General features: G+C 64.0%; 20 protein-coding genes. 10 read left to right on the top strand and 10 right to left on the bottom strand.

Annotation, left to right across the window (positions count from 1 at the left end):
* Positions 1–62 precede the first annotated feature (62 nt).
* Entirely contained in the window at positions 63–521 is a 459-nt protein-coding gene (locus LB569_RS12460) for a MarR family winged helix-turn-helix transcriptional regulator (RefSeq protein WP_411970219.1), read from the top strand.
* A gap of 38 nt (positions 522–559) precedes the next feature.
* Here the strand turns inward: LB569_RS12460 and LB569_RS12455 are convergent, their stop codons facing one another.
* The gene (locus LB569_RS12455; RefSeq protein WP_224692503.1) at positions 560–2,242 is read right to left on the bottom strand and encodes a phospholipase D-like domain-containing protein; all 1,683 of its coding nucleotides are present in this window, start codon (positions 2,240–2,242) and stop codon (positions 560–562) included.
* A gap of 230 nt (positions 2,243–2,472) precedes the next feature.
* Positions 2,473–6,471 carry an AsmA-like C-terminal region-containing protein gene (locus LB569_RS12450; protein WP_224692502.1) on the bottom strand — a complete coding sequence of 1,333 codons (3,999 nt, stop codon included), beginning with the start codon at positions 6,469–6,471 and terminating at the stop codon, positions 2,473–2,475.
* Between the two features lie 133 nt (positions 6,472–6,604).
* Here LB569_RS12450 and LB569_RS12445 point away from each other — a divergent pair, with 133 nt between their 5' ends.
* Complete coding sequence (locus LB569_RS12445) at positions 6,605–7,567, top strand: Dyp-type peroxidase (protein WP_224692501.1); 963 nt, start codon at positions 6,605–6,607, stop codon at positions 7,565–7,567.
* Between the two features lie 55 nt (positions 7,568–7,622).
* Here the strand turns inward: LB569_RS12445 and LB569_RS12440 are convergent, their stop codons facing one another.
* Both LB569_RS12440 and LB569_RS12435 read right to left on the bottom strand, forming a co-directional pair.
* Entirely contained in the window at positions 7,623–8,141 is a 519-nt protein-coding gene (locus LB569_RS12440) for a hypothetical protein (protein WP_224692500.1), read from the bottom strand.
* A 101-nt stretch (positions 8,142–8,242) separates the two neighbouring features.
* Complete coding sequence (locus LB569_RS12435; protein WP_224692498.1) at positions 8,243–9,658, bottom strand: FAD-binding oxidoreductase; 1,416 nt, start codon at positions 9,656–9,658, stop codon at positions 8,243–8,245.
* Between the two features lie 162 nt (positions 9,659–9,820).
* Here LB569_RS12435 and LB569_RS12430 point away from each other — a divergent pair, with 162 nt between their 5' ends.
* Positions 9,821–10,306, top strand: coding sequence for a thioesterase family protein (locus tag LB569_RS12430; protein ID WP_140701868.1), 486 nt, complete (start codon positions 9,821–9,823; stop codon positions 10,304–10,306).
* 230 nt (positions 10,307–10,536) lie between these two features.
* On the top strand, positions 10,537–10,734 hold the full coding sequence (locus LB569_RS12425) for a hypothetical protein (RefSeq protein WP_015317249.1): 198 nt from the start codon (positions 10,537–10,539) through the stop codon (positions 10,732–10,734).
* A gap of 183 nt (positions 10,735–10,917) precedes the next feature.
* Here LB569_RS12425 and LB569_RS12420 read toward each other — a convergent pair whose 3' ends face one another.
* Positions 10,918–11,397, bottom strand: coding sequence for an Lrp/AsnC family transcriptional regulator (locus LB569_RS12420; protein WP_224692600.1), 480 nt, complete (start codon positions 11,395–11,397; stop codon positions 10,918–10,920).
* An 89-nt stretch (positions 11,398–11,486) separates the two neighbouring features.
* On the opposite strand from LB569_RS12420, the gene LB569_RS12415 reads away from it, so the two are divergent.
* The 3 genes from LB569_RS12415 (at position 11,487) to LB569_RS12405 (ending at position 14,147) form a co-directional block, all read left to right on the top strand.
* Positions 11,487–12,410 (top strand): EamA family transporter, encoded by a 924-nt coding sequence (locus LB569_RS12415; protein WP_224692494.1) that lies wholly within the window; start codon positions 11,487–11,489, stop codon positions 12,408–12,410.
* A 145-nt stretch (positions 12,411–12,555) separates the two neighbouring features.
* Complete coding sequence (locus LB569_RS12410; RefSeq protein ID WP_140701870.1) at positions 12,556–13,704, top strand: histidine kinase dimerization/phosphoacceptor domain -containing protein; 1,149 nt, start codon at positions 12,556–12,558, stop codon at positions 13,702–13,704.
* The gene (locus tag LB569_RS12405; protein WP_140701871.1) at positions 13,701–14,147 is read left to right on the top strand and encodes a response regulator; all 447 of its coding nucleotides are present in this window, start codon (positions 13,701–13,703) and stop codon (positions 14,145–14,147) included. The genes LB569_RS12410 and LB569_RS12405 overlap by 4 nt, the downstream gene beginning before the upstream one ends.
* Positions 14,148–14,153: 6 nt before the next feature.
* Here LB569_RS12405 and LB569_RS12400 read toward each other — a convergent pair whose 3' ends face one another.
* A complete protein-coding gene (locus LB569_RS12400) occupies positions 14,154–15,041 on the bottom strand; it encodes a dienelactone hydrolase family protein (RefSeq protein ID WP_224692493.1) in 888 nt (295 codons plus the stop codon).
* Positions 15,042–15,288: 247 nt separating this feature from the next.
* Here LB569_RS12400 and LB569_RS12395 point away from each other — a divergent pair, with 247 nt between their 5' ends.
* Complete coding sequence (locus tag LB569_RS12395) at positions 15,289–15,444, top strand: hypothetical protein (RefSeq protein ID WP_181173550.1); 156 nt, start codon at positions 15,289–15,291, stop codon at positions 15,442–15,444.
* A gap of 9 nt (positions 15,445–15,453) precedes the next feature.
* A complete protein-coding gene (locus LB569_RS12390) occupies positions 15,454–15,891 on the top strand; it encodes a hypothetical protein (RefSeq protein ID WP_224692491.1) in 438 nt (145 codons plus the stop codon).
* Between the two features lie 240 nt (positions 15,892–16,131).
* Here the strand turns inward: LB569_RS12390 and LB569_RS12385 are convergent, their stop codons facing one another.
* Both LB569_RS12385 and LB569_RS12380 read right to left on the bottom strand, forming a co-directional pair.
* Complete coding sequence (locus LB569_RS12385) at positions 16,132–17,322, bottom strand: integrase core domain-containing protein (protein ID WP_224692489.1); 1,191 nt, start codon at positions 17,320–17,322, stop codon at positions 16,132–16,134.
* Positions 17,323–17,525: 203 nt separating this feature from the next.
* Entirely contained in the window at positions 17,526–19,841 is a 2,316-nt protein-coding gene (locus LB569_RS12380) for a glucose/quinate/shikimate family membrane-bound PQQ-dependent dehydrogenase (RefSeq protein WP_224692487.1), read from the bottom strand.
* A 263-nt stretch (positions 19,842–20,104) separates the two neighbouring features.
* Between LB569_RS12380 and LB569_RS12375 the strand changes: the two genes are divergently transcribed.
* Positions 20,105–22,705, top strand: a complete 2,601-nt coding sequence (locus LB569_RS12375) for an ATP-dependent helicase (RefSeq protein WP_224692485.1) — start codon at positions 20,105–20,107, stop codon at positions 22,703–22,705.
* 35 nt (positions 22,706–22,740) lie between these two features.
* Here the strand turns inward: LB569_RS12375 and LB569_RS12370 are convergent, their stop codons facing one another.
* Both LB569_RS12370 and LB569_RS12365 read right to left on the bottom strand, forming a co-directional pair.
* The gene (locus LB569_RS12370) at positions 22,741–23,790 is read right to left on the bottom strand and encodes an ABC transporter permease (RefSeq protein WP_224692483.1); all 1,050 of its coding nucleotides are present in this window, start codon (positions 23,788–23,790) and stop codon (positions 22,741–22,743) included.
* Positions 23,787–24,584 carry an ATP-binding cassette domain-containing protein gene (locus LB569_RS12365; RefSeq protein WP_224539963.1) on the bottom strand — a complete coding sequence of 266 codons (798 nt, stop codon included), beginning with the start codon at positions 24,582–24,584 and terminating at the stop codon, positions 23,787–23,789. The genes LB569_RS12370 and LB569_RS12365 overlap by 4 nt, the downstream gene beginning before the upstream one ends.
* Positions 24,585–24,669: the final 85 nt, after the last annotated feature.

The following is a 24,669-nucleotide window of genomic DNA, read 5'->3' as shown; positions in this document are numbered from 1 at the left end:
AGCCGGTTTCGTTCGAAATTTCGTTTGAGCTTTCACCGGAAAACGAAGACATCTGCGATATGATGCAGCCGCCCAAGACACTACAGCCCAAGACACTACAGCCCAGGACCCCTCGCGCCGCCATCCGGCAATCCGACTACGAGCGGCTGTCGGAATTCCGCTACCTGCTCCGCCGCTTCCTCGAATTCAGCCAGGTGCAGGCCGAGGACGCCGGCCTGACCCCGCGCCAGCACCAGGCGCTGCTGGCGATCAAGGGTTTTCCAGGTGGCGGGCCGGTGACGGTGGGCGACCTGGCGGAGCGCCTGCGCATCCGCCACCACAGCGCCGTCGAACTGGTCAACCGACTCGGCGAGGCAGGACTGGTCGTGCGCGATCAGGACAAGGACGATCACCGCCGCGTGCTGCTGCGGCTGACCGAGCGCGCCGACGATTGCCTGGCCGAACTGTCTGCCGCGCATCTCGACGAACTCTCGCGCATCGAACCCATGCTGCGGCGCCTGCTCGACCAGGGCCACGACTGACGCCTCGGCGTCCCGCTGCAGGCCCGCCGAACGTATGCTCAGCCCGCGAAATACAATCGCCGAGCCATGCGAGCGCTCCTGTCCTGAGGATCGAAATAGGAAGTGGTCCAGTCTTCCTTTTCGATCAGAAAGCCCTGCTTCATATCCTCGGGCTTGGCGTCTGGATTTTTCTGCAGGAATATCTGGACAGCCTCGCGGAAAGCGTAGTGGGAATAGAGCCGCATATACTCTCCCAGATAGATGTCGGCGACCCGGGTATCGCCCTTGATGACGAGCATATTCTCGTCGTTGGTTTTTGTGCTCGCCTCGCTGAAATTGGCCGAGCCGGTCACCACGACAGGCTCGTCCGACAAGGGGTCGACCAGCATGAATTTCAGGTGAATCCAGTGAACATTGACGGGATTGGTGATGCGATCCAGCTCTTTCAGCCACTGGTCGAAATTGTTGAGCGTGATCCGATTGCCGATGGCCACGACAACGTTGGTTCGCGCCTGAAGCTTGCGGATGGCCGCGATCTGGGCTTCCTTGTTTTTGCCGTTCCACTCCTTTTCCATGAGGCCGAAGCGTAGCACGGCGTCGTCCTTTCCGTAGACATCGCGAAAGGTCTCGTTCATGCCGAATGCGAACGTCATGAAAAGCGCATCCTTGGCGCTCCCGGCGAGCTCTCCGTACCAATCCATCGCGTCGAGATTTGCGCGAGGGGAAAAGACCGGCGCCATCCCCTCCACGAATGTCGTCGCCGGAGCCGGCGTCTGGTCGATCGTCCAGGTTTTGTAGGGGCTGCCGCTGGAGGTCTCCGGGTCGGTTCTGAGCTTTTCGTAGAAGGCGAGGTACTTGTCCGCGATGTCCTTGTTCTCGGTGACATGTGTGCAGTTCGCGTGTCCGAACAGGCCGTTTTCGGTAAGATTTGTCGAACCGAACAGCACAGCCTGGGATACCCCATTCTCCGTCAGCACCAGGAACTTGTTGTGCATCAAAGTGCCTTTGGTGCGAGGCACGGTGATCGACTTTATCTTGCTGGCGCCAATCGCGGTTTCGTTTTTCGTGTGTGGTCCCGTCGCGTTGTCGATATCATCGAAAACCACGGAGACATCGACACCGCGGGCCTTTGCCGCTCGCAGTTCGTTGAGCACTGTCGGCCATTGGAATTCGTAGAACGCTCCTCTCAGGGCAAAGCCGTTACCCGTGGCGCGTTGAATGAACGCGATGATACTCTCGATAAGGCCGCGCGAAAGCCAGTCATAGGCAGCCGGCCCGACATCCTTTGGCATCTTGTTTTGAAAACGACGGGCATATTCCTGCGTTGCGGGTGAACCGCGATTGAAGTTGATCGTGTGCTTGGCGCCGACGATCGGCTCGGTGGTGACTTCGACATCGACTGAAACACGCTGCTCAAGTGCTCTCGGGTCACCATACATCGCGACGATCGTGTAAACGTAGTTGTGAGCGGGCTTGGCACTATAGTCCGCCCATTGGAAGCTCTGGAACGGATGAAACAAACTGGAGTATTGTCCTCCTGCGGCCGGATGCGGCACAACGCTTTCAAAAACCTTCGCGCCGGACATCCAGTAAGATTCGCCTTCCGACTTGTCGGCACGCTTGATGCCAAAACCGCGAAGACCTTGACGCATCGCATCGGTAATGTTCAGGCCGAGAATGACGACGTGAGATCCAGCCACTGCATTGACCGTAAGTCCTTTGTTTGCCTGATGATTTCTCATTTTCCACCCCACCCCTGCCTTCCCCGCCACGCACTTCGGCGCGGCCGGCAAGTTATAGAGTACTCCCAATACTCTCGGTTTTAAATGGACATGAACTCTGCTCTACGGGTATTTTTACTTGCGGGAGACAAATCATTCCTGAGACTGTACTTAGCCGGCTTGCCAAGGCAGCGTTCCAAGATTGCGTGCGCGGGCGCCCGAAACCGGAAAGGCTGTCCTTGTAGGGCCAGCTACTGCAGCGACTTCAACAGATTGTCGACCGTGAAGGGATTGGCTTTCGGCTTGGCCGGAGCCGGATTGTCGTTGGCCGGCGCAGGCTCGGCCTTGGGCGCCTGCTGCGCCGCCTTGCGCTCGGCTTCGAGCCTGGCTTTTTCCTGGGAGGCGCTGCGCATCGCCTCCTCCGCCTTCTGGCGCTCCTGCTCGGCCTGCGCCTTGGCCGCCTCGTCGGCTGCCTGCTGTTCCGCCGCGGCCTTGGCCTCGGCATCGGCCTTGGCCTTCGCGTCCGCGTCCGCCTTGGCCTTTGCTTCCGCCTCGGCCTTTGCTTTAGCCTCCGCTTCGGCCTGTGCCCGAGCGTCGGCTTCCGCCTTCGCCTTGGCGTCGGCCTCGGCTTGCAGGCGCGCCGCTTCCTCCCGTTGGCGCAGTTCCTCAGCGGCCTTGTCGCGGGCATCCTGAAGTGCCGCGTAGTAGCGTACCTCGCGCCGCAACCGTTGTTTCTCGAGCAGCGCGGCCTGCATCGCCTCGACGCGCTGCTGTTCTTTTTCCAGCGCGCGCTGGGTCAGGAACTGCGCCAGCGGCTCGCTGTCGAACTGTCGTTTGACGGCGCCGAACGGCCCCTCGGCGGTGAAATTCACGGCCGGTTCGGAGCCGACCAGCGCTTCGTCGCCGGGCCGATAGGTGACCGCGCCCTTGGCCGAAACCGTGCTGGCGTTGAGGTCGGCCGTGATGTCGGCCGACAAGGTCGCCGCCGGATTTTCAAGGCTGATCGGCGGCGCCCTGAGCGTGCCGCCGGCAATCGTGAAGGCGACCTCGGCGTCCTTTGCCTTAAAGCTGCCGTCGGCGGCGATGCCGGGCGCGAAGCCGGCGGTCTTGGCGGCGTCGATGTCGCGGCCGATCGCATCCGCCTTGGCGAGGAAGGCGCTGAAGGCATCGGGATTGACGCCGGCGATTTGCAAACCCTTCAGCGTCGCCGTGCCGGATCCCGACAGGGCGGCGACCATGGCGTCGACCGACTTGCCGCTGGTCGACAGCGTCGTCGAAAAATCGCTGGTGCCGCCGATGCCCGCATCCGGCAACACGTCCGCCAGATCGGCGCCCGCCAGTTTCATCTGCCCCGTGAAAAGCCCCGTGCCCTCATTGTTCTTCAACTCGAACAGGCCGGTCAGCGCCCCGCCGAGGAACTTGGCCTTGAGATCGGCCACTCGAATGCCTTCCGGGTCGAGTTTAAGCGAGAAGGCCGCGTCATAGGCGGTGGCGAACGGGCCGGCGGCCAGCGACGCCGTGGTCAGGTCGAGATCGGCGGTGAACGGCAGGCTGGACTTCTGGCTGAACGGCGCCGACGGCCAAACGCCGGGCCTGTCACTCTTGTCGGTATTGTCGCTCTTGTCGGCCCCGTTCTTGTCCAGGAGAAAAGCGGAATCGCCAAACAGCGCCACCGCCATCGGATCGAGGTCGAGTTCGTCGAGCGCCAGCGCGCCGGCCAGATGCGGCACGCCGTCCTTGCCGTCCACGCCCGGCTTCACATCGAGATTGATGTCGCCGGACACGGCCGCCTCGTTGATGGCGCCACTGAGCCCGGAGAGCACCAGCAGGCCGTTGCCGTAATCGGCTTGCGCGGCCAGCGATGTCGACATGCCCGCCCCCATGCCGGGCAGGCCGATGCCCGTCGTCATCAGCCATGGCTCGATGTCGGAGGCGTCGAGGTTGACCTTGCCCTTGGCCATCGGACCTTGTGGCGTGTCGGCGACCGTCCCCTCGAAGCCGGCCTTGAAGTCGTTGCCGGCAAGGCTGAAGCTTGTCGTCAGGCCGCCGCCAAACGTGCCCTTGGCCTGGATGTCGGTGCTTGCCTCCCCCAGCATGCCGAGTGGCAGCGCCGGCAGACCGTAGAGCGCCAGCAAGGCGGTGGCGTCCGGGTTTTTGGCATTGAAAGTCAGCGTAACCGGGGCGTCGGCTAGCTTGTCCACGGCGCCCTTCCCCGACAACGAGGCGGAAAAGGCCGAGCCGCCGGCCTTGCCTTGCCCGCTCACCGCCAGGCCCGTGGTGCCGTCGCCATTGTCGGCGGCACTGGCCACGAGGTCGATGCGCGCATCCTGGAAAAGGTCGGGATAAGCGGCGGCGCGGCCTGCTAGCCCCTTCAGCACGACATTGTCAGGATAATGCCGTGCCGCGACATCGATCAGCGGTTTCAGGTCGACTGCGACCACCGAGGCGTCGAGCTTGCCGGTCGGGCTCGCCGGGAAATCCTTGATCCGGCCGGTGGCGCTGATCGAGGCGCCAGCCAGTCCCCCGACCGACAGCCGGTCGATTTCGACCAGCCCATCCCGCAGCCTGAGCGCGGTATCGACCGTGTCGGCGGTCAAGCCGCCGGCGCTGACCGGCCCGGCCTTGATCTGGAAATCGAGGTCGCGGTCGGCGAAGCGATTGGCGCCCTTGTCGCTGACGAAGATCGAGGCGAAGGCCGCCAGCCCGTCGACATCGAGATCGCCGCCCTCGAGCCGCATCAGCACCGAGGGCCTGGCGTCGTCGGGCTGGCTGGAATCGATGCGGCCGGAAAACTTCGCCTTGCCGAGGATCAATTCGAGATCGCTGAAGGACTGATGGTTGGCTGAAAGGTCCACCTTGGCCTTGAAGCCGGCGGCGGGCAGACGGCGGATCGCCTCGTCGACATCCTTCGACAGCCACGCCGCGAAACCTGAAGGTTGCGCCACCGCCAGCAACAACGAGCCGGTGAAGCCGAAATGGCTCTGCACGTTGAGCATGACCTTGCCGTCGGCTTCCAGCTTGGTGCGGCCGGGCAAGGTCGCGGCGAGCGATTTCACCAACCAGCCGTCATCGACCGGCTCGGCGGAAAGATGGACATCGCGCACCGTGGTGTCGCCGGCCACCACCGCCGGCAGCTTGACCTCGACCGTGCCGGGAATGGTCGGCTTCGGCAGGTCGAGCAGCGCCTGTTCCAGCCCCGCTATGCGCTGGTCGAGCGTCAGGCCGGCACCAGCCTGGGCGCCCACCGCCTCGTCGAACTGCACCTGCGCGCCATTGGCCTCGATGGCAAAACTCGGCTTCTGGCCGAGATCTACCGAGGCCTTGCCGTCGGCGGTGTAGGGATTGTCGAGCGGACCGGTCTCGAAACGGAATTCATCGACGCCAAGCTTCTGGTGGTCGAGCGAGAACTTGCCGTTCAGCCGGAAGCCCGGATCGGGCTTGCCGGCGCTGACCTTCACCGTCTCGCCATCCGTGCCGCGCAGCTCGGCTGAATTTTGGCCTGTACTATCCTTGTCCGCACCCGAAATCTTGAACTGGCCGGAATAGACCGCCGCGCCGTTGACGATGCCGGCATTGCCGTCAGTCTCGATGACCAGCGGATAGGCATCGGGGTCGGCCTTCAGCCGCAGCCGCAACTGCCCGGAGGGCTCGGCCTTGCCGGTCGACGCCGTGACATTGGTGCGCAATCCGTCCAGGCGCAGCGTGCCGTCCATGCGCCATGGGCCGGCCAGCGACTTGGCCGAAATGGTCGAGTTGATCTCGGAAAAGATATGGCTGCGGCCGCCGGCTTCATGGCGCAGTTCGATCTGCCCCTCCGTCACCGTCAGCTTCTCGATCGAGACCTGGCCGGGGTCGAACGGCGAGGACGGGCGCATCGCCCAGTCGACGGTCCCGTCGGCTGCGATGTCTATGGTCGCCCTCGGCCGCACCAGCCGCATGTCGAAGATCAGCACCTCGCCGCGCAGGAAGGGTGCGAGTTCGGCGTCCATCGAAAACGTCTCGACCGTCATGGCCGGCTGGCCGTCGGGACCGCCGGCCACGGCGACGTTGGAAAAGGTCACCGAGGGGAACGGCAGCAGCCTTGCCGTGGCGTCGCCCTGCACGGTGACCTTGCGGCCGAGTATGGCGCTTGCCTCGCGCTCGAACTCGGCGCGGTAGCCGGTCCAGTCGACAAAATACGGCACCACCAGCGCCGCAAGCAGCACCAGCACGAACAGGCCACCGAAGATCACGAACAGGCGTGCGAGCATCAGCTCCGAACAGGTTGATTGCAATTCCGCCGCACTCTACCCGCATCCGCGTGTCGATAAAGAGGCAATTCATCCGCTGTTGCGTCATCCCGGACGATCTGAAACAAATCCTCGAAAAAGCGGAGATTTTTGGATGTCGGGCAAGAACTGGGACCGCGTGCCGATCGATGCGCAGAGCGTCGACGCGCCGCTTTCGCAATCGGCGATTTTCCTTGTTGCCACCGTCGCCGGCGATCAGCCCGCCCTGGCCAAGGTTTGTTCCGTGCTCGGCGAGCTCGACGACCTGGTCAAGAACGTCGGCTTCCGCGACCTCGGCGGGCGCCTGTCCTGCATCGCCGGCATCGGAAGCGATCTCTGGGACCGCCTGAGCCCAGGCCGGCGGCCGCTGGAGCTGAAACCGTTCGCGCCGATCAAAGGCGCGGTCCATTCGGCGCCAACGACACCGGGAGACCTGCTCTTCCACATCCGCGCCGAGCGGCCCGACATGTGCTTCGAATTCGAGCGCATCCTGCTCGACAGGCTTGGTCCCGGCGTGAGCGTCGTCGATGAAGTGACCGGTTTCCGCTATTTCGATGCCCGCGACCTGCTCGGCTTCGTCGATGGCACCGCCAACCCTACCGGCCTCGATTTGCCCGCCTCTGCGCTGGTCGGCGACGAGGATGCCGACTTTGCCGGCGGCAGCTATGTCGTGGTGCAGAAATATCTGCACGACATGCAGGCCTGGGCGCGCATTCCCACGCCCGAGCAGGAGGCGATCATCGGCCGTACCAAGATCGACAACATCGAAATCGACGATGACGACGCACCGCGCAAATCGCACAAGTCGCTCGCCACCATTGAGGATGCCGACGGCAACGAGTACGACATTTTGCGCGACAACATGCCGTTCGGCAGGCCCGGGCAGAACGAGTTCGGCACCTATTTCATCGGCTATTCCAGATATCTCTGGGTCACCGAAAAAATGCTGCGGCGCATGTATGTCGGCGACCCGCCGGGCGCCTACGACCGGCTGCTCGATGTCTCCACGCCGCACACCGGCACCACCTTCTTCGCGCCGACGCGCCCGATGCTGCAGACGCTTGTCCAGGCGAAGTAAGAGAAGATTTGCCGCTGCGCGGTAGAACCGCGGCTGGCCGGCCGCCCGCCAGAGCTCAGCGTGCGTCGCGCTTGGTTTGCGCCACCTTGGCCGCCTTGCGCTGCCGGCCGAGTTCCGCCGGTCGAACCAGGCTTGCAACCTTCTGGTTGGCCACGGTCCGCATGCCTTTGTGCGCCGTGCGCGAATTGTGCGAGAGACCGTCCGGGGCTTTCTGCTTCAGGGCCAGCGCCTTGCGCGCATTGTCGACCAGCGAAATGCGGGCCGCCAGTTGGCGGCGCCTCTCGGCCTCGCCGTTAAGCCGCCGCATCGCCATCGCCAGCACCGCGAGCTTCACTTGCGAGCCGCCGTCGGCCTTCGAGGGCGTAGCGCCCTTTGCCGCGCCTTTGCCGCGTATCTCGCGCCGCCGGCGATGCGCCTCGGTCTGCGCCTTGTCGCGCCGTTCCCGCAACAGCTTGACCAGCCCGGAAAGGTCGGCGTCCGACAGCTCTTGCACCGCCGGATGGTGCGACTTCTCCACCAGTTCCTTTTCATCGGCGCTGAGAGCGCGCGCTTCTTCCTTGCGTGAAATGGCCATGACAGTCCTCCTCAGCCGGCACGCCTGTCTTTCCGGGCTTGCCACTTGAGGAGCCTCGACCCGAATGGCGGCGCGGTCAAGACGCGCTCTTCGAGATGCCCTTAGTCCATGTCGGGCAATATCTTGCCCGGGTTCATGATGTTTCGCGGGTCGAGCGCCTGTTTGATCGTGCGCATGATGTCGACGCCGTGGCCGAGTTCATGGCGCAGGAAACCGATCTTGCCCTGGCCGATGCCATGCTCGCCGGTGCAGGTGCCCTCCATGGCGATCGCCCGCATGTTGAGCCGCGCGACGAATTTCTCCGACAGCGCGATTTCCTTGGGATCGTTGACGTCCATCAGCACCAGCACATGGAAATTGCCGTCGCCGGCGTGACCGACGATCGGCGCGATCAGCCCCATCTCGGCGATGTCGGCCTCCGTCTCGGTGACGCATTCGGCAAAGCGCGAGATCGGCACGCAGACATCGGTCGATAGGCCCTTGGCGCCCGGCCGCAAGGTCAGCGACGCCCAGTAGGCGTCATGCCTGGCCTTCCACAGTTTGGTGCGCTCCTCGGCGACGCTGGTCCACAGGAACGGCCCGCCGCCATTTTCGTCCGCGATCATGCCGAAAGTCTCGGCCTGTTCGGCAACGCCCGCATCGCTGCCGTGGAACTCGACGAACAGGCATGGGCTCTCGGGATAATCGAGCTTGGAATAAGTCTTCATCGCCCGCATCTGCAGCGCGTTGACCAGTTCGATGCGCGCCACCGGGATGCCCATCTGGATCGTCGCGATCACAGCGTTGCAGGCCGCCTCGACGCTCGGAAACGGACAGACGCCGCCCGAGATCGCCTGCGGAATGCCTTGCAGCTTCAAGGTCAGCGCGGTGATGATGCCGAGCGTGCCTTCCGAGCCGACCAGCAGCCGCGTCAGATCGTAACCGGCCGAGCTCTTCTTCGCCCGCTTGCCGGTCGTCACCGTCTCGCCATCGGCCATGACGGCGGTCAGCGACAGCACGTTCTCGCGCATCGTGCCGTAGCGCACCGCATTGGTGCCGGAGGCCCGCGTCGCCGCCATGCCGCCGAGCGAAGCGTTGGCGCCCGGGTCGATCGGGAAGAACAGGCCGGTGTCGCGCAGATGCCGGTTCAGGTCCTCGCGCGTCACGCCAGGTTCGACGGTGCAATCCAGATCCTGCGGATTGACCGAAAGAATGCGATTCATCCGCGACGTGTCGACCGAGATGCCGCCCCCGGGCGCGTTGGTGTGGCCTTCGAGCGAGGAACCGACGCCAAACGCGATGACGGGCACGCGGTGCGCCGCGCAGGCGCGCACGATCTCCTGCACCTCGGCCGTCGTCTCCGGGAAAGCGACGCCGTCCGGCGCCTGCGTCGGGATATAGGTGGTGGTGTGCGCGTGCTGCGCGCGGACGGCCTGGCCGGTCTGGAACCGCTCGCCGAGCCGCTGCTTGAGGATGCCGAGCACCGCCGCGATGCCTTCCTCGTTGCGTTCGACCGGATTGAGGTCGCTCAGAGCCATGAATTCCTCCGCGAATGGACCAGCGCCCATGCTTGTTATGCAGCTATGGATGCCTAAAGCAATTCCAGGAAAAGTGTGAAGCGGTTTTACGTCCGGAATTGCGTCAGAACAGAAAAGTCTCCGCAGCCACGCTCTGTCCAGCACCAGAACAAGGAAGTTTCAATGTCCATCCCCGCCCCCTTCGTCTCCAGGCCCATGGACATCGAGAAGGACTGGATCGACTACAACGGCCATCTCAACATGGCCTATTACAACGTGCTGTTCGACCGCTGCTCGGACGAGGCCTTTGAGGCGATGGGCATGGGGCTGGACTATGTGAAAGAGCGGCGGCTCACCATCTACACCGCCGAAGTTCATGTCTGTTACGTCAGGGAGCTGCATCTGGACCACAAGGTCACGGTTTCCTTCCAGCTCATCGACCATGACGAGAAGCGGCTCAGGGCCTATCAGGAAATCCGCCATGTCGATGGCTGGCTCGCCGCCACGTCCGAGACCTTGTCGCTCCATGTCGACATGTCGGGGCCGAAGGTGGCGCCCTTCCCGGCCGATGTGCTGGCCAGGATCGAAGCCATGCGCGCGGCGCATTCGGTGCTGCCCATGCCCGAGCGCGCTGGCCGCTCGATCGGCATCAAGCGCAAGCAGGGCTGACCAACAACAACCGGGCTTTGGCCTCAAAGCCACACCCTCGATCCAAAATCGCCGGACCTTCGCATCGGCCGGCACGCGTGCTTGAAGAGGCCCCACACCCGCGTTAACCTTACCGAGGTTTTAACGGGAACAAGCCATTTGAGCCGTTGAACGACTCAGCGGAGCGGTCGAAAACGTCCGCATCAGGGTTGTTTACGGGCGGCGGGGCGAAGCCGGTTCGAGGGACGTGCATGAAAACCGACATCAAGGTCGAGGTGGACAGGCTGGCCGCCGATCCGCGCATATCTGACTATGATTTCTGGCGTTCGCTCAAGAATGTCGACAACGAGATTTTTCACATCGCCAACAACAACGAACCGATCCCGTTCGACATGATCCGCTGGCGCAGCATCCTGAAGCGCGCCCGCCTGAAGCGCGGGCATGCGTGAGGCAAGCGATTCGACCAGTTGTCCATCCCGACAGTCAGCGCTGCCCCTCATAGCCCTGCCGGGCATTTCTCCCCGTATAGTGACGGGGAGAAAGACGCTTCCGCCCAAGATTTCGCCAATCGTTGCGGAAATGGCGGCGACGTTGCTGGCAGCGCGACATCTCCAGCAAACATCTCGCCGAGATCAAACCTGCCGCTTGAGAACGCCCAGCGGCGAGCGCGCCACCACCGGTGACGACTGGATGATCGCGGTGTTGGTCATCGCGTAGGGAATGATGCGGTCGATCACCCGTTCGAGTTCGGCCACCGAGGCGACATGCGCCAGCGCGATGAAACAGTCCTCGCCGGTGACCCGGTCGCATCGCGCGATCTCCGGCAGGTCACGAATGATCTCGGCCACGACAGCCAACTGCCCCGGCACCGGCCGGATGCGCAGCCAGGCCGACAGTTTCAGGCCAAGTGCTGCGGGGTTGATCTTGACGCAATAGGCCTCGATCACGCCGTTCTCCTGCAGCCGCTTGATCCGCTCTGCCACGCTCGGCGCCGACAGGCCGACCGAGCGCGCAAGCTCCGCCGTGCTGGCGCGCGCATCCTTTTCCAGCAGGCACAGGATCTTCATGTCGGCCGCGTCGAGGTCAATATTTTTGCTTCGAAGGCGTTTCAGGCAAAACTCCTTGCTTCTGGGAAATAAATGATCGGATGCACCGACCATCATCCATGTAAATCGGCAAAACCGGCTGCGATACTGATCTCATGAATGAGCAGACGCAAGCCCCGCCTTCCAGCCCTGCCCTTGCCGGTCCTGTGCTCGCCGGTCCTGTGCTCGCCGGGCTGGCGACAAGATTGCCGCCGCATGTCTGGTTCGGCGTCAGTGCCGTCTTCCACTATCTCGGTCCGGCCTTCGCCGTGCTGCTGTTCCCGCATGTCGGCGTGCTCGGCATGGCATGGCTGCGCATCGCCACAGCGGCGCTGATCTTCGCGCCGCTGACCCGCCCCTGGCGAACCTTCGCCCGCGCCGATATTCGCACGCGGCTTCTGCTCATTGCCTTCGGCGCTTGCCTGGCGGTAATGAACTGCTCATTCTACCTGGCGCTTGACCGCTTGCCGATCTCACTAGTGGCGGCGATCGAATTCGTCGGCACCATCGGCATTGCGCTTGCCGGCCTCAGGAGCGCCCGCAATCTGGCCGCTCTTGCCATCGCCGTCACCGGCACCTTGCTGTTGATCGACGTCAAATGGGCAAGGGACCCCGTCGGGCTGTTCTGGGCTTTCCTCAACGGCGCGCTCTTTGTCGGTTACATCGTGCTTGGCCACCGTATCGCCCGCGCGGGCGCCGGCGACGGCATCGCCGGCCTGGGTGCCGCCATGGCGGTCGCCTTCGTCGTCGTGCTGCCGATCGGCCTGACCGACGCGTTGCCGGCCTTTTTCTCGCCGCCGCTGCTCGTCGCCGCCATCGGCGTCGGCATCTGTTCTTCGGTGATCCCCTATGTCTGCGACCAGCTTGCCATGGCGCGTTTGCCGCGCGCGAGCTTCGCGCTGATGCTGTCGCTGCTGCCGGTCACCGCGACGCTGATCGGCATCCTCGTGCTGCGCCAGATCCCCGCCCAAGCCGATTGCCTCGGCATCGCGCTGGTCGTGGCCGGCGTCGCGCTTCACAGGCCGGCCTCCGCCGGCTAGCCGAGAAATCCCTTTCGTCCCAGCAGGTTGCAAAAAGCTTCCCTTGGTTCCCCGCCTGCGACGAACTGCGACAGGCGGACCGAGATTGAACCAAATCCGCGTTCGAGCCGTTGTCCCCCACGAAAAAATGGCTTGGAGCGACGCGATGGACACGAAAAGGACCAGGGAACCGGCCGACGCATGGCACATGACCGACGACCTTCATGCAGAACAGGGTAAGGGTGATCCCTTCGCCGCAGCCATCCGCGCCACACGCATGTCGATGATCATCACGGACCCGCGCCGGCAGGACAATCCGATTGTCTTCGCCAACGACGCCTTCCTTCGCATGACAGGCTATGAGCGTCATGAAGTTCTCGGCAGGAACTGCCGCTTCCTGCAGGGACCGAAAACCGAAAAGGCCGCGGTCGCACAGATACGCGCCGCGATCGCGGACGAGACCGATCTCAGCGTCGATATCCTGAACTACCGCAAGGACGGCTCGAGTTTCTGGAATGCGCTCTACATCAGCCCGGTCTCCAATGACAAAGGCGAAGTGCAGTTCTTTTTTGCCTCCCAGCTCGACGTTTCCGACCGCAAGCGCTCCGAACACCGCATAACCGCGGACAAGGAACGCTTCGAGAAGGCCGTCAAGGAACGCACCGCCGAACTCGAAGCGGCGCTCGAGGCGCAGACCACGCTTCTGCATGAAGTCGATCATCGCGTTAAGAACAATCTGCAGATGATCTCCTCGCTCATCCTGATGCAGAGCCGGACAGTCAGCGACGAAAATCTGAAGCGCTCGCTGGGCACCATGCTGGAGCGCATCGAGGCGCTCAGCACCGTGCATCGCCGGCTCTACCAGTCCAAGGATGTCAGCAAGTTCGATGTCTCGGACTTCGCCAGGGATCTCATCTCCGACCTGCTGACTGCTTCGGGACGTTCGGAAATCAATCCGACACTCGAACTCGAGCCCATCGTGGTCCCGGCCGAGAAGGCGACGCCGGTGGCGCTGATGGTCAACGAACTCGTCACCAACGCGCTCAAGCATGCCTTCAAGGAAAGGCCCGACGGCACGAAATCGGGCAGCATCGGCATCAAGATGAGCCAGCCGGACGGCCATTTGAACATCGAGGTCTCGGATGACGGCGTCGGGATGGCTGGCGCCAATGGCGACGCCTCCTTCGGCATGCGGCTGATCAAGTCGCTTGCCCGCCAATTGCGTGCCGACATCGAATGGCGCGATGCCGGTCCCGGCACCCGCGTTGTCATTTCGATGCCCAATGGACCACAGCATAAGGGGAACCTGTCATGACCGACTCACTAAAGATCCTGATCGTCGAGGACGAGGCGCTGCTGGCCATGGAGTTGGAAAGCCTGGTGGAGGACGCCGGCCACAGCGTCGTTGGCTGGGCAACATCGCTCGCCGAAGCGAGGGCCATGATCGATTCCACGCGGGCCGATATCGCCTTTGTCGACATCCACCTCACCGACGGCCCGACCGGCATCGACGTCGCCGAATATATCGACGGCAGGAAGAACGCCATGGTCGTGTTCATGACCGCCAACCCGAAGCGTATTCCCGACCATTTCGCCGGCGCGATCGGGGTCATTGCCAAACCCTACACGACGAATGGGGTGACCTCCGCCTTGCGTTATCTGCAGGAAGGTGTGCGGCGTCCGCCGCCCACATCGGAACGTCCGGCGGGCTTCACCTTGTCGCCCGCCTTCGAGACTGTCTGGGCGCCGGGACGCTGACGGCGGTCAAGCCAGCTTCTGCTTGAGGAAAGCGATTGTCCTGCCCCAGGCGAGATCGGCCGCTTTCTTGTCATAACGGGCGGCCGAAGTGTCGTTGTTGAAGGCATGGTTGGCGCCTTCATAGACATAGACCGTGTATTCGACATGCGCGGCGTCGAGTTCTTTCTTGAAGGCGTCGATGCCGGCATTGGTGCGCTCGTCCAGACCGGCATAATGCAACAGCAGCGCGGCCTTGATCCTCGACGCGTCGGCGGCCTTGGGCTGCATGCCGTAATAGGCGACGCTGGCGGCAAGGTCTGGCGCGTTGACGGCCAGCATGTTGGCGGTGCCTCCGCCCCAGCAGAAGCCGACGGCACCGACCTTGCCGTTGCCGTCCTTGTCGGCCTTCAGGAAGGCGACCGTCGCCACGCCGTTGGCCACGGTCCGTGCCGGGTCGAGCTTTGTGAACATATCGCGCGCCTTGTCCTCGTCGGTGGGCGTGCCGCCGAGCGGCGACAGGAAATCGGGCGCCAGCGCCACGAACCCTTCCAACGCCACGCGCCGGGCGACGTCGCGGATATGCGGGTTGAGCCCCCTGTTTTCATGGATGACGATGACGGTGCCGAGGTTGCCGGCCTGGTTCGCCGGCTTGACCAGATAGCCCTTCATCTCGCCGTCGCTGCCGGGATAGGTGATGTCCTCGCCCTTCACGCGGGCATCGGTTTCGGCCACGATCGCCGCCTGGGCCGAATTCGCCGCCAGCATCGGCGCGATCGCGGCGGCGGCCGCACCCGATCCGGCAAGCCTGGTCAGTTGCTCCATGAAGCGGCGGCGATCCAGCGTCAGATGCGTGTATTCGTCATAGGCATCGATCATCGCCTGGGTGATGACGGTCTTGGTGGTGGGGTCAGGCATGGGGTTTTCTTCCTCGATCTCGCTGTCTCGGCTTCGGTTCGGTGTCTGGGCCATTGGCAAGATAGGGGCGAGCCTCGCACCGTCCAGTCACGGCTCGGTGACGCCTTAAGTCGCTATCCGCCTCGGTCCGTGGATCATCACGTTTCTGTCATCGGTGACAAATCTTGATGGCGCTGCCACAATAGTGGGGGAAACTGACTGACCAGCCGCCCCATCCGGCGGCCACGGTCCTGAAGGAGCGAAAGCGATGACGATGCCCTCACCGATCCTGGCAACCGCCTTCGTGGTGGCCGTCGCTGCCATTCTGTCCCTGCGCGCGAGCATCGCCGCTGCCGGAAAAAAATCCATGGTCAGGGTTCGCAGCCGCGAGCGCCATTCGGCAACCACGAAAACCCAGGGGTGAGGTGAAGTCATGGACGTACAGGACATCGTGAACACCGTCTCGCAGAAGGCCGGTATCGATCAGGTAACGACCGAAAAAGTCGTCGGCACCATTTTCTCGGTACTCGAGCACGAGGCGGAAGGCACCAGCGCCTCCTCCTTCTTCGCCAAGATTCCGGGCGCCGACGTGCTGGCGCAGAAATATGACGTCATGGCCGCCGCCCCGGCAGGCGGCGGTGGCGGCTTCCTGTCCTCGCTGCAGGGCGCGCTTGGCGGCGTGCTCGGCGAGAAGGCGGGCGCGCTGATCAATGGCCTCGCCGCGCTCAAGGCCTCCGGCCTCGACATGGCGCAGATCCAGAAGGCCGGCGAGACGCTTGTCCAGCAGGCCGAGGCGGCCGCCGGCCCCGATTTGACCAACCAGGTGCTGGGCTCGGTGCCGAGCCTGAAGAGCCATCTCGGGCTCGGCTGAGGCGGGAGAGCCGATCGAAGTGTGAGGGCCGCTCGGCATGCGACCTTTTACTGGCCACGGTCGGCGCCGCCCCTCATCGCCCTGCCGGGCACTTCTCCCCGTATAGTGACGGGGAGAAGGACGCCGCCTTCAATGGTTAGCCAGTTGTCAATGTGCAGGAAGGGCGCCAAGGCTGATACTTGTCCAGCGGATAGATGGGTAACAGATTGAACCGGATACATAGGTAACAGTTTTCTCCCCCTATGTAGCGTTCGCCGCAGCGCCAAGCGGTGCGGTTGGCGCGGCGCTGCGGCGAACCAGTTTCATGTGCTTCTTGTCGATGAAGCCGAGCGGATGGGCGTAGAAGCGTATGGCCCATTCGCCATTCTCGGTCTCCTCGATGGCGATCGGTTCGCCGACCAAGGTGGCCGAGATATAGATCTCGGTTCCTTGCCATTTGACGGCGCCGTTCTGGCGCACGCCGCGCACCGCCGCCTCGGCCGGATAGTCGGGTTCGGGAACGCTCTTGGGCATGGGCCGGTTCGAGGAACGGTAATGCTGTGACGGGGTGTCCATGCCAAGCGCCTCATGGGGACGCTCCTCATTGTAGCTGCGCCGGAAGGCCTCGAAGGCCCTGGCTTGAGCCGCCCTGTCAGCCTGCGGTGCGTTGGCCATTGGCAGCATGGTCAGATGGAAACGCTCATGGCGCCCGTTCTGCTGCGGCTTGCCTGGCCGAATGCGTTCCAACGCAATGCCGAGCTTGATGAAGCGCACGCTAAGCGGCGTCAGCCCTGTGACGCCGCTCGACGCAAATGGTGAGCCGTTGTCACTTCGGATGCGATCCGGCAGACCGTGCTGGGCAAACAGCCGCTCAAACACCGGCCACGCCTCCTCGTCGGCCGTCGAGCCCGTCGCCTCGAGCCCCAGCAGGTAGCGGCTCCACGCATCCATCACCGTCAACGGCTCGCAGCGCCACCCGTCGCGCGTCCGGAACCAGCCTTTGTGATCTGCCGTCCACACCGCATTCGGCTCCGCTGGCTGCGGCCACGGCCCATTGCCAACAGCCCGCCAGCGCTTGCGCCGGCCTCCCACAAGACCATGCCGCTTCAGGATCTCACCCGCCGTCGACACCGATGGCCAGACGCAGCCTGGCTCGCTGCGCCTCAGTCGGGCCATGATCTTCTTGGGACCCCACAGCGGATGCACTTCCTTCTCAAACACGATCCGCTCAACCAGCGCCGCTGCCGTCGCACGGCCGTGCTCAAGCGGTGCACGTGGCCGATCTTGCAAGCCTTCCGGGCCGAATTCTCGGTAGCGTCCGAGCCATTTGTAGCCCGTCTTGCGTGAAATCTCGAAGCCAGCGCAAAGCTGCGTCATCGTCTCCTCGCCAGAAAGGCATTCCACAACAAAACGAAGCCGCTCATCCATGAGCACAGTCTCTCGCCAAACCATCGCCGGTCCTCCCGGCAAACGAGAAAACTGTCACCCATCTAATCGGTCCATTCTGTTACCTATCTATCCGGGTCGGACATACTGCTCCTTCTCCCCGTCACTATACGGGGAGAAGATGCCGGCAGGCAGATGAGGGGCGGCGCCGACGTTGCCGGAAAAATTGCATAGCTGCCAGACCACCACCCTCCCAGATCCCCCTTCGCCTACTTCGGCAGCGCGTAGGCCATCACATAATCGCCCGGCTTGGTGCCGACCGAGCCGTGGCCGCCGGCAACGATGACCACGAACTGGCGCCCGTCGGCGACCGTATAGGTCATCGGCGTCGATTGCCCTCCCGCCGGCAACCTGGCCCGCCAGAGCTGCTTGCCCGACGTCAAATCATAGGCGCGCAGATAATCGTCAACGGCGGCACCGAGGAAAGCGACGCCGCCGGCGGTGATCATCGGACCGCCGATGCCGGGCACCCCGACCTTCAGCGGCAGCGGCAAAGGCGTCATGTCGTAGATGGTGCCGTTGCGGTGCTTGTAGGCGATCTGTCCTGTCCTGAGATCGGCGCCGGCGACATAGCCCCAGGGCGGCGCCTGGCAGGGGATGCCGAGCGGTGACAGGAACGGCCCCATCACCACCGCATAGGGCGCGCCCTCATTGCGGTTCAACCCCTGCTCGCTGCCGCGCCCCCCATCCGGCGGCGGCACCTGATCGCGCGGAATGAGTTGGGACTTGAATGCCAGGTAGGTCGGCATGCCGAACATCACCTGCCGCACCGGATCGACCGCCACCCCGCCCCAGTTGAAGGTACCGAAATTGCCGGGATAGATCAGCGAGCCCTGTACGGAAGGCGGCGTGTAGCGGCCCTCGTAGCGCAGACCCTGGAATTCGATCCGGCAGGCCAACTGGTCGAACATGGTGATGCCCCACATGTCGGCGCCGGTGAGCGGCTTCGGCATGAAGGTGAGATCCGACACCGGCTGCGTCGGCGATGTGTGGTCGCCTTCGATGGCGCCGCCCGGCGCCGGCACTTCCTTCACCGGGATGACCGGCTCGCCGGTGCGCCGGTCGAGCACATAGAGGTCGCCCTGCTTGGTCGGCCCGACAAGGGCAGGCACCACGGTGCCGTCGGCCTTGGTGATGTCGACCAGGCTGGGCTGCGCCGGCACGTCCATGTCCCAGAGGTCATGGTGCACGGTCTGGCGGACCCATTTCAACTGCCCGGTGTTGAGGTCGAGCGCGGTGATCGAGGAGGAGAATTTCTCGACATTGGCGCTGCGGCCCATGCCGAGCTGGTCCGGCGTCTGGTTGCCGAGCGGCACGTAGAGCAGGCCGAGCTTCTCGTCGGCGCTCGGCGTCGACCACATGTTGGGCGAGTTGGCGGTGTAGGTCTGGCCGGCCGCCAGCGGCGTCGTCTGGTCCGGATTGCCGGAATCCCAGTTCCACAGCAGCTTGCCGGTGCTCGCATCATACGCGCGGATGACGCCGGACGGCTCCTGCGTCGAATAATTGTCGTTGACCGCGCCGCCGACGATGATCTTGCCGCCCGCGATCAGCGGCGCCGAGGTCGAGTAGTAATAGCCCGACTTCGGATACGGCATGTTGGTCAGCAGATTGAGCGTGCCGCCCTCGGCAAAGGCCGGGCAAACCTGCCCGTTGGCGGCGTCGAGCGCGATCAGCCGCGCGTCCGAGGTCGGCAGGTAGACCCGCGTCGCGCAAGGCTGGCCGGCGGCGCCGGACGCATCGGCATAATAGGACACGCCGCGGCAGGTCTGGTGCTGGCGGTCCTTGTCGAGCTTGATCTTGGGATCGTAGCGCCACTTCTCCTTGCCGGTCGCCGCATCGATCGCGATGGCGAAATTGTGCGGCGTGCAGATGTAGAGCGTGTCGCCGATCTTGAGCGGTGTCACCTGGTAGGTGGTCTCGCCAATATCGTCCGGTCCCTTCACGTCGCCGGTGCGATAGGTCCAGGCCGGCTGCAGGTTGGCGACATTGTCGGTCGTGATCTGGTCGAGCGGCGAATAGCGCTGGCCGAACTGGGTGCGGCCATAGAAGTGCCATTCGCCCGCCGGCACGTCGCCGCCGAGATTGGCGTTTGGGATCACCTTGTCGGTGTCGAGCGCGCCGGCGATATCCTTCGGGTCCGTGGTCATCGAATAGCCGGCCACCGCCAGCGATGCCAGCACGGCTAGGATCAGCGGCGCGCGACCGTCCGGACCGGCAAGGCCGCGCCGCGCCCACGGCGTCAGCAGCCACAGCGCCACCAGCACGATGATGCCGCCACGCGGGCCGAGTTCCCACCAGTCGAAACCGGTTTCCCAGACCGCCCAGGCCAGCGTGCCGAGCACGATCGCAGCGTAGAGCCAGAGCGCGGTGGAACGGCGCCGGTAGAGCAGCCAGGCGGCGATCAGGAAAGCAAGGCCGACGATGATGTAGTACCAGCTGCCGCCCAGCGAGGCCAACCAGATGCCGCCGGCGCCGAGCACCAGGCCGATGATGAAGAGGATGAGGGAGGTGATGGTGACAGCCAAGATGATACTCCTTCGACTGTTGCGCGCATGGTGGCGGCCCTGGGCAACCCGGCGCACCGTTCCTGCCCGTGCGCAGCTTTCTCCCGGCGGCCGCGCCTGTCAAGCACCGGGTCATCGGCCTCCAGCGGCTACCTCGTTTCGCCCGAGGTCGGTTCACAACCCCGGCCGCCATAGGGCCCGCGTGGCCGTATCAGGCACTTTACCGGAACAAAACGTAGACAGTTCTGGTCTTTCCCTCCCGAATCACTACATTCGGGGGGAAGATGTCCGGCTTTTCCGAAGACATGCCCTTTTTCGACGAACCCGATGCGCGGCCCACGGCCCCGTCGGGCATTGCCGCGCGCGCCATGGCTGCCCGCGGTGGCCAGAACAACGCGCCCGACTATTTGAAAGGGCTGAACCCTGAGCAGCGGCTGGCGGTGGAAACCACCGAAGGTCCGGTTCTGGTGCTGGCCGGCGCCGGCACCGGCAAGACCCGTGTACTGACCACCCGCATCGCCCACATCCTGGCGACCGGCAGGGCCTTCCCCTCGCAGATCCTGGCGGTGACCTTCACCAACAAGGCCGCGCGCGAGATGAAGCAGCGCATCGGCATCCTGATCGGCGAAGGCAATGTCGAGGGCATGCCTTGGCTCGGCACCTTCCACTCGATCGGCGTGAAGCTTCTGCGCAGGCATGCCGAGCTTGCCGGGCTGCGCTCCGACTTCACCATTTTGGACACCGACGACGTCGTGCGGTTGATCAAGCAGCTCATCCAGGCCGAGGGCCTGGACGACAAGCGCTGGCCGGCAAAACAGTTCGCCCAGATGATCGACGGCTGGAAAAACAAGGGCCAGGGCCCGGCCGACATCGCCGAGGGCGATGCGCGCAGCTTCGCCAACGGCAAGGGCCGCGAGCTCTACAAAGCCTATCAGGAGCGGCTGCAGACCCTCAACGCCTGCGATTTCGGCGACCTGCTCTGCCACCCGATCCGCATCTTCCGCGCCAATCCCGACGTGCTGAAGGACTACCACCGGCGCTTCAAATACATCCTCGTCGACGAATACCAGGACACCAACACAGCCCAATACATGTGGCTGCGCCTGCTGGCGCAACGGCCCGAAGGCAAGCCAATCTCCCCGCAAGTGGGGGAGATGTCCGGCAGGACAGAAGGGGGCGCCTCGCGCGACAGGTCCGCCGTTAATATCTGCTGCGTCGGCGATGACGACCAGTCGATCTATGGCTGGCGCGGCGCGGAGGTCGACAATATCCTGCGCTTCGACAAGGATTTTCCCGGCGCAACCATCATCCGGCTGGAGCGCAACTACCGCTCGACCGCGCACATACTGGGCGCCGCCTCCCACCTAATCGCCCATAATGAGGGCCGCTTCGGCAAGACGTTGTTCACCGACCGCAACGACCCCGAGGACGACAAAGTCAATGTCCACGCCGCCTGGGATTCGGAGGAGGAAGCCCGTGCCATCGGCGAGATCATCGAGGCCTACCAGCGCCAGAAGCACAATCTCAACGACATGGCGATCCTGGTCCGCGCGTCCTTCCAGATGCGCGCCTTCGAGGAGCGCTTTACCACGCTCGGCCTCAACTACCGCGTCATCGGCGGCCCGCGTTTCTACGAGCGCATGGAAATCCGCGACGCGATGGCCTTCTTCCGCGTCGTCGCGCAAGGCGCCGACGACCTCGCCTTCGAGCGCATCGTCAATGTGCCCAAGCGCGGGCTGGGCGAAGCGACCATCCGCCAGATCCACGACACGGCGCGCGCGCTGCGCATCCCGATGCTGGAGGCCGCCGCCAACCTCGCCGAAAGCGACGAGTTGAAGCCGAAGCCGCGCGCCGCTTTGCGCGAGGTCGCGGCCAATTTCGAGCGTTGGCAGAAAGCGCTGGAAACCACCCCGCACACCGAGCTCGCCGAGACAATTCTCGAGGAGAGCGGCTATACCGACATGTGGAAGAACGACCGTTCGGTCGAGGCCCCCGGCCGGCTGGAGAATCTGAAGGAACTGATCCGCTCCATGGAGCAGTACGAGTCGCTGCGCTCTTTCCTCGAACATGTCGCGCTGGTCATGGATGCCGAGCAGAATGCAGGGCAAGACGCCGTCTCCATTATGACGCTGCATTCGGCCAAGGGCCTCGAATTCGAGACGGTCTTCCTGCCCGGCTGGGAGGAAGGCCTCTTTCCCCATCAGCGCGCGCTCGACGAAGGCGGCCGTTCCGGGCTCGAGGAAGAGCGGCGGCTCGCCTATGTCGGCCTGACGCGAGCCAAGAAGAACCTGCATATCTGGTTCGTCTCCAACCGCCTCATCCACGGGCTCTGGCAATCGACTATCCCGTCGCGCTTCCTCGAGGAACTGCCGGAGACGCATGTCGAGGTCGCCGAAGCCGGCAACAGCTACGGCGGCTACGGCAACAACTATGGCGGCGGATCATTCGCGTCGGGCCGTGGCGGCCGGCAGAATCCGTATGGCGCCTCGCGCTTCGACAATGTCGGCGCCGACACGGAAAAGTCCGGCGCCTTCTCCAACACCTATTCGACACCGGGCTGGCAGCGCGCGCAGGCCAACCGCAACGAGGCGACCGACCGCAACTGGGGCACGCGCTCGGGCCATCAGGTCGAACGCATCGGCTATGGCGAGACCGATTCCGGCTACGGCGCCGGCCGCACCAGCGTGAAGGGCCGCACCATCGATGGCGAACTGGTCGCCAAATCCGTCTCAGACACGCCCTCGCCCTTCAATGTCGGCGACCGCGTCTTCCACCAGAAATTCGGCAACGGCAACATCTCGGCCATCGAAGGCAACAAGCTGACCATCGACTTCGACAAGGCCGGCCAGAAACGCGTGCTGGACGGGTTTGTCGCCGCGGTTTGAGGATCACAAGTCCCGCCAGCCCGAATCTTCTGCCGTCACCTGTACCTTGCCTGGTTCCACTTGTGCCCGAGCAGCGACAGGATGATGATCAGCCCGTTGAAGAACTGCACGTAGAAGCCGCTCAATCCCGCCGCGACCACCCCGGTCTGGATGAACGACACGGTGACGGCGCCGATCGCGCCGCCAGCCACGGTGCCGATGCCGCCCCAGGTCGGGGTGCCGCCGACGAACACCGAGGCCAGCACCGGCAGGAGGTAGCCGTCGCCCGCGGTCGGCCACCAGGTGAAGTTGATCATCACCGAAAACGTTCCGGCGATCGCCGCACCTATGCCGACGAAGACGAACACTTTCACCCGTACGCGCTTGACGTCGATGCCCATCTGCTGGGCGCTGTCTGGATTGTCGCCGACCACCTTGACCTGCGCGCCGAAGCGGTGACGGTTGTAGAGCATCGCCGACAGCACGACGAAGGCGATGGCCCAGAAAATCTGCACCGGAATGCCGAAGACCTGGCTGGAGAAGATCTTGTAGGCCGTGCTGCCTGCAAGACCGGTCAGCGCCATCGACTTGCCCTCATTGATGATCTGGATCAGCCCGCGCAGCAAAAAATTCATGCCGAGCGTGGCGATCAGCGACGACAGCCCGCCATAGACGACCAGCGATCCGACGAGGAAGCCGAGCAGCACGCCGGTGACGAGCGCCGCGGCAATGCCGAGGAACGGATCGTAGCCCGCCTGCACGACCAGCGCGAAGACCCAGGCCGCAAAACCCATCGTCGCCGGAAACGACAGGTCGATCTCGCCGCAGGTGACGACGAAGACCAGCGGCACCACCACGAACAGCGCGACGGGAAGCGTCGTCAGCACGGAGCTGTAGAGATACCAGGTGGTGAACACGGTCGGGTTGGCGATCATGAACACCACCATCATGACGATGAACACGGCGAGCGTGCCCAGCGATGCGCGGTTGTCGAGGACGAAGCCGCGCAGCCATTGATCGGACGGATGCCTCCATTCCTTGCCGGCGGTATCGCCGCCTGGACCGCTGAACTGGTTTTGCAGATCGGGTTCCATGGTCTTGCTCATCGCGCTCGCTGCTCCGCTCCGACGGCCTCGTGCAAGCCCGGCAATCCGCCGGGGTGCGCGACGTCTTCCATGAAATTGATCAGGTCTTCCGCCGACTTGACCTGGCTGCGGTCGGCGGCCAGCGCCACCTTGCCGCGATCGATCACGACGAAGCGGTCGGCGATGTCGAAGACATGATGGATGTTGTGGCCGATGAACAGGATCGAGCGGCCGCTCGCCCGCACCTGACGCACGAAATGGAAGACCTTGGCGGTTTCGGTCAGCGACAACGCCGTGGTCGGCTCGTCGAGGATGATCAGCTCGGCCTGCTTGTAGATGGCGCGCGCGATCGCCACGCCTTGGCGCTCGCCGCCAGAAAGCTGGCCGACGATCGAGTGCGGCGTGAACACTTTCGAGGTGAAGCCGATCTCGCGCATCAGCCGGCTCGCCTCCTCGATCTCCTTGTTGACCTTCAGCCAGCCCATGAAGCCGGTGAGCTCGCGGCCCATGAAGATGTTGCGCACGATGGTCTGCTGGACGGCGAGCGCCCGATCCTGGAACACCGTCTCGATGCCGGCATCACGCGAGCGCGCCGCGCTCCATCCGGTCACCGGCGCGCCGCGCACGAGGATCTCGCCGCTGGTCGGCCTGACCACGCCGGACAGGATCTTGATCAGCGTCGACTTGCCGGCGCCATTGTCGCCGATGAGGCCGACCACCTCACCACGGTCGACGCTGAGATTGACGCCGCCCAGCGCATAGACCTGACCGTAGGACTTCTTGATATCGCGCAGTTCGATGATGCGTTCGGCCATCGGATCCTCGCTTTTCATTGTTGCGTGGCGGACAACTTATCCAGCGGTCCTGCCCGCCCGGGGCAGGGGCCGGCGGGCGGGGGCC

The organism is Mesorhizobium sp. BH1-1-4, from assembly GCF_020165665.1.
GTDB lineage: Bacteria > Pseudomonadota > Alphaproteobacteria > Rhizobiales > Rhizobiaceae > Mesorhizobium.
Note: the sequence above shows the minus strand (reverse complement) of the source record. Positions and strands in the feature narration are given on the sequence as shown.

Coding starts and splice junctions, on each gene's coding strand:
- LB569_RS12460 (WP_411970219.1), top strand. CDS start 63: ATGCAGCCGCCCAAGACACTACAGCCCAAGACACTACAGCCCAGGACC.
- LB569_RS12455 (WP_224692503.1), bottom strand. CDS start 2,242: ATGAGAAATCATCAGGCAAACAAAGGACTTACGGTCAATGCAGTGGCT.
- LB569_RS12450 (WP_224692502.1), bottom strand. CDS start 6,471: ATGCTCGCACGCCTGTTCGTGATCTTCGGTGGCCTGTTCGTGCTGGTG.
- LB569_RS12445 (WP_224692501.1), top strand. CDS start 6,605: ATGTCGGGCAAGAACTGGGACCGCGTGCCGATCGATGCGCAGAGCGTC.
- LB569_RS12440 (WP_224692500.1), bottom strand. CDS start 8,141: ATGGCCATTTCACGCAAGGAAGAAGCGCGCGCTCTCAGCGCCGATGAA.
- LB569_RS12435 (WP_224692498.1), bottom strand. CDS start 9,658: ATGGCTCTGAGCGACCTCAATCCGGTCGAACGCAACGAGGAAGGCATC.
- LB569_RS12430 (WP_140701868.1), top strand. CDS start 9,821: ATGTCCATCCCCGCCCCCTTCGTCTCCAGGCCCATGGACATCGAGAAG.
- LB569_RS12425 (WP_015317249.1), top strand. CDS start 10,537: ATGAAAACCGACATCAAGGTCGAGGTGGACAGGCTGGCCGCCGATCCG.
- LB569_RS12415 (WP_224692494.1), top strand. CDS start 11,487: ATGAATGAGCAGACGCAAGCCCCGCCTTCCAGCCCTGCCCTTGCCGGT.
- LB569_RS12410 (WP_140701870.1), top strand. CDS start 12,556: ATGGACACGAAAAGGACCAGGGAACCGGCCGACGCATGGCACATGACC.
- LB569_RS12405 (WP_140701871.1), top strand. CDS start 13,701: ATGACCGACTCACTAAAGATCCTGATCGTCGAGGACGAGGCGCTGCTG.
- LB569_RS12400 (WP_224692493.1), bottom strand. CDS start 15,041: ATGCCTGACCCCACCACCAAGACCGTCATCACCCAGGCGATGATCGAT.
- LB569_RS12395 (WP_181173550.1), top strand. CDS start 15,289: ATGACGATGCCCTCACCGATCCTGGCAACCGCCTTCGTGGTGGCCGTC.
- LB569_RS12390 (WP_224692491.1), top strand. CDS start 15,454: ATGGACGTACAGGACATCGTGAACACCGTCTCGCAGAAGGCCGGTATC.
- LB569_RS12385 (WP_224692489.1), bottom strand. CDS start 17,322: ATGGTTTGGCGAGAGACTGTGCTCATGGATGAGCGGCTTCGTTTTGTT.
- LB569_RS12375 (WP_224692485.1), top strand. CDS start 20,105: ATGTCCGGCTTTTCCGAAGACATGCCCTTTTTCGACGAACCCGATGCG.
- LB569_RS12370 (WP_224692483.1), bottom strand. CDS start 23,790: ATGAGCAAGACCATGGAACCCGATCTGCAAAACCAGTTCAGCGGTCCA.
- LB569_RS12365 (WP_224539963.1), bottom strand. CDS start 24,584: ATGGCCGAACGCATCATCGAACTGCGCGATATCAAGAAGTCCTACGGT.